The sequence below is a fragment of the Okeania sp. SIO2F4 genome (assembly GCF_010672385.1).
Lineage (GTDB): Bacteria > Cyanobacteriota > Cyanobacteriia > Cyanobacteriales > Microcoleaceae > Trichodesmium.
The window spans coordinates 1-1,634 of the sequence record NZ_JAAHGT010001358.1 but is presented as its reverse complement, the minus strand read 5'-3'; the positions used below and the strand labels follow the sequence as shown (position 1 = coordinate 1,634).

General features: G+C 34.4%; 1 protein-coding gene. It reads left to right on the top strand.

Going from position 1 to position 1,634, the window contains the following annotated elements; all coding sequences use genetic code 11:
• Positions 1-558: 558 nt before the first annotated feature.
• The gene (locus F6K22_RS40395; protein WP_293110738.1) at positions 559-1,449 is read left to right on the top strand and encodes an alpha-D-ribose 1-methylphosphonate 5-phosphate C-P-lyase PhnJ; all 891 of its coding nucleotides are present in this window, start codon (positions 559-561) and stop codon (positions 1,447-1,449) included.
• Positions 1,450-1,634: the final 185 nt, after the last annotated feature.

Here is a 1,634-nt window from a genome sequence, read left to right as displayed (position 1 = left end):
AGGCAAACATCTCCTGAGTTTTCCCTGGAGAAAAAATCTATGTACTGAATTATCTGTTCGTGAAAAGCCAATCACTTTTTGCCACACCAGAGGTAAATTTTCTGCTCAATCTTCTGGCAAATTCTCAGGAAAAATAGAAAGGGAAGTTTGAATATCCTGCTACTTTTACTCATCTATAGTATTGGCAGAAAAATTAGCTAAAAATCTACTGAGTTTTCCCTGGAGAAAAAATCTCTTTGCCATACTATAGGTAATGTTTCGGCTCAAATTTCTGAAAAATTCTCAGAAAAATATAGAAAGGAAAGATTGTATATCCCCTTTTCCTAGTTTCTTATATCATGTCCGCTTAATTAGTGATAAAAAAAATTCTCCTCCTAATACCTTCTTTCTCCCTCCTGACTCCTGACTCCTGACTCCTGAGGACTCCCTAATTATTTATAACTGTTCATCCGGACATGATATTATTTTCCATTACCTCAAGTATTTAATAATTTGTTCCCTGTTCCTTAATTCCGCTAAATGTTAAATTTATTTTGTGGAAAGACTTAAATAATATATATGTTAAATCGCCAAAACTTAGAAAACTCACACGTCAAAGCAAATAATCAACTCGAAAATGGTTTTAACTTTGCTTATTTAGACGAACAAACGAAACGTTCCATTCGCCGCGCTTTACTCAAAGCAGTAGCTATTCCTGGTCATCAAATACCTTTCGGTTCCAGAGAAATGCCAATGTCTTATGGATGGGGTACAGGTGGTATTCAAGTCACAGCTTCAGTAATTGGTAAAAACGATATTTTAAAAGTAATTGACCAAGGTTCAGATGACACAACAAACGCGGTGAATATTCGTCGATTTTTTGTAAAAGTTTGTGGAATCAAAACTACAGAAAAAACAACAGAAGCAACAATCATTCAAACCCGTCATCGCATTCCAGAAACTCCACTCAAGGAAGGTCAAATTATTGTTTATCAAGTACCAATTCCTGAACCTTTACGATGGTTAGAACCTTCAGAAATAGAAACTCGAAAAATGCACGCCTTATCAGAATATGGAGCAATGTATGTGAAATTATATGAGGATATTACGAAATTAGGAGATTTTGCCACAAGCTATGATTATCCAGTGATGGTAAATGATCGTTATATAATGAGTCCGAGTCCTATACCCAGATTTGATAATCCTAAGATGAATTATTTGCCAGCTTTACAACTTTTTGGTGCCGGAAGAGAGAAGCGAATTTATGCAGTTCCTCCTTATACTAAGGTCAAAAGTTTGGATTTTGAAGATTATCCGTTTACTGTGGAAAAATGGGATAAAGCTTGTGAACTTTGCGGGTCTAGAGAAAGTTTTTTGGATGAAATTTTGATTGATGATCGAGGAGGAAAGATATGGGTTTGTTCTGATACAGATTATTGTCATAAACGACAAGAAAAACAAAAATTATAGTTCAATATATGACAATTTTCTTTGAGGAAATATAGATATAGTAATCCTAAATTAGTTATTAAAATTTTTATATAGCAATTCCCAAAGTTATGAGGTACAGTTGTTTTTCTTCTTTTCTGTTCCCTGTTCCCAGTTAAGTGTTCCCTCAAACCTAAAATTTTGTACCTCACCAGTATAGGAATTGC